This is a genomic window from Microbacterium sp. SCN 71-21 (assembly GCF_001725695.1).
GTDB classification, from domain to species: Bacteria; Actinomycetota; Actinomycetes; order Actinomycetales; family Microbacteriaceae; genus Microbacterium; species Microbacterium ginsengisoli.
Genome location: NZ_MEGA01000054.1, coordinates 15,256 through 17,723, shown reverse-complemented (window position 1 = coordinate 17,723; position 2,468 = coordinate 15,256). Strand labels below are relative to the sequence as shown.

Below are 2,468 nucleotides of genomic sequence, written 5' to 3'. Positions count from 1 at the left end.
GGCCGAGGTCGAGGCGGGCGCGATCTATTCCTATGGCGACTATTCGACCTGGATTCTGGACCGCTTCCGCACCGGCAACCGCATCCGCGGGTTCGAGCCGAACGCGTACACCGAGCGGCCGAAGGTCGTGAACCGCATCAGCACGATGATGAAGACGGCGACCGCGACCCAGACGAACACGGCCCCGGGGACTCCGCCGATGCGGGTGGTCATGGCGGCCGAGATGGACGGATGCGGCTGTCCTCCGGACTGGCCGTTCGTGATCACGAGCACGAAGCCGCTGACGATCGCCGCCATGCCGAGGGTCATCACCATGGGGTTGATGCCGAACAGCGAGATACCGAGCGCGTTCACGCAGCCGATGGCCGCACCGATGAGCACGATGGCCCCGAGCACGAGCAGGGGCCACTCCGCATCCGCGGTCCACTGCACCGTCAGCACGTCGGAGGCGGAGATGACGGCTCCCACCGACAGGTCGATGCCCGCGGCGACGATGACGAGGGTCTGTCCGGCCGAGGCGATGCCGAGCACCGCGGCGACCCCGAGCAGCACGCCCAGGTGTCCGACGGTGAGAAAGCTCCCGCTCTGCGCTTGCGCCACGAGCATGAGCACGGCGAGCGCGACGTAGGAGAGCACCGCGGGCGGGATCGAGGCGATGCGCTTGCGCGCGGTGGCGGGCAGGGCAGTCATCGTGTGACCTCCGGGGTGGATGCGGCGCCGGGTCGTCGTCCGAGGGGGATCCAGCGACCCGTCACCACCTTCGACAGGGCGAGCGAGAGGATCAGCAGCGAGCCGTCGACGATGCCCTGGTAGAACGAGGACACCCCGGCGAACTGCGTGACATTGGTGATGAGGGTGAGGGCGAGGGCACCCGCGAGCGCACCGGGGATGAGCCCGCGCCCGCCGGCGAACGAGATGCCGCCGAGGACGGCGGCGGTGATCGCCTTGAGCGTGTAGGACTGGCCGGAGAGCGGGTCGCCGACCGAGGTGATGCCGCTGAGCGCGACGCCGCCGAGCCCGAGGATGACCCCCGAGAGCCCGAAGACGAACAGCTTCGTGCCGGGCAGCGAGATGCGCGAGAGGTAGGCGCCGAGCTCGTCCGAGCCGAGGCCGTAGATCTTGCGGCCCATCGGCGTGCGCGCGAGCCAGACCGTGACGATCAGCAGCACCAGGGTGACGTACATGGGCGCCGGACCGTAGATCCACACCGTGAACTCGGTCGGCACCGAGCCGCCGGGGCGGGACATGATGAACAGCGCGATGCCGGCCCAGATGGTCGACATGGCGAGGGTGACGATGATCGACGGCAGCCGCAGGAACGCCACGAATGAGCCGGTGATGAGTCCGCACACGAGACCGACGACGATGCCGAGCACGATCGCGAGCACCGCGTTGTCGGGGGTGAGTGTCGCGATCAGCACGTTCACGAGGGTCAGCACGGCGCCGATGCTGAGGTCGATCTCGGCGATCAGCATGAGGTACCCGGCGGCCGCGGCGGCGAACAGCAGCACGAGCGACGACCCGAACACGAACTCGAGGTTTCCGGCGGTGAGGAAGGTCGGCTGGAAGGCGACGTTGAGCGCGACGAGCACGAGCAGGATCGCCCAGATCAGCAGGTCGCTGACCTCGATGCTGCGCCGCGTGCTGCGGCGGACGGCGGTGACGGCGGACATCATGCTCCCAACATGTTCTTGAGGAGGGCCGGTTCGGTGATCTCGTCGCCGACGAGCTCGGCGACGATCGCGTCGTCGTGGAACACGAGCACCCGGTCGCAGAGGCCGACGAGCTCGGGCAGCTCGGTGGAGTTGAAGACGACGGCGACGCCCGAGTCGGCGAGTTCGCGCAGCACACGGTAGATGTCGGCCTTCGCGCCCGCGTCGATGCCGCGGGTGGGGTCGTCGAGCAGTACGACCCGCGGCTCGACGAGCAGCGAACGCCCGATGAGCACCTTCTGCTGGTTTCCGCCTGAGAGGGTCTCGACCGCGACCGCGGAGGTGTGGGTCTTGACCGAGAGCAGCGAGATGACGTGGTCGGCAGCGGCGGTCTCGGCGCGGCGCGAGAGGAACCCGAGGCGGGAGACGCGGCGCAGGGCGCTGAGAGTCGCGTTCAGGCGCACCGAATGCTTCAGGATGAGCCCCTCGGTGCCACGGTCCTCGGGCACGTAGGCGACGCCGAGGCGCTGCATCCGTGTCACGTTCAGGCGACGGATCGGCTTGCGTTCACCGACGGCCACCGTCGCGCCTCGACTGGAGTCGGCACCGGCGATCGCTCGCATCGCGTGCTTCTGGCCGTGGCCCTGCAGGCCCGCGAGCCCGAGGATCTCGCCCTGTGCGACGGCGATGCGCGCGTCACCGAGGTCGGGGATGTGCGCGGTGAGGGCGGGGGCGCCGGTCGCGTCGTGCGGGGTGCGGGCGATGCGCTCGAGCGGCTCGAGCGCCTTCCCGGCGAGCTGGGCGAGCAGGCGCTCG

3 protein-coding genes are annotated in these 2,468 nt (G+C 69.6%); all 3 read right to left on the bottom strand.

All coding sequences use genetic code 11. From position 1 onward, the window contains the following. Window positions 1-39: 39 nt before the first annotated feature. The gene (locus tag ABT08_RS09110; RefSeq protein ID WP_288114756.1) at window positions 40-690 is read right to left on the bottom strand and encodes an ABC transporter permease; all 651 of its coding nucleotides are present in this window, start codon (window positions 688-690) and stop codon (window positions 40-42) included. Then, window positions 687-1,673, bottom strand: a complete 987-nt coding sequence (locus ABT08_RS09105) for an ABC transporter permease (RefSeq protein WP_056518750.1) — start codon at window positions 1,671-1,673, stop codon at window positions 687-689. The genes ABT08_RS09110 and ABT08_RS09105 overlap by 4 nt, the downstream gene beginning before the upstream one ends. After that, window positions 1,673-2,468: ATP-binding cassette domain-containing protein (locus ABT08_RS09100; protein ID WP_288114754.1), on the bottom strand; the 796-nt coding region annotated here is incomplete at its 5' end. The genes ABT08_RS09100 and ABT08_RS09105, both read right to left, overlap by 1 nt.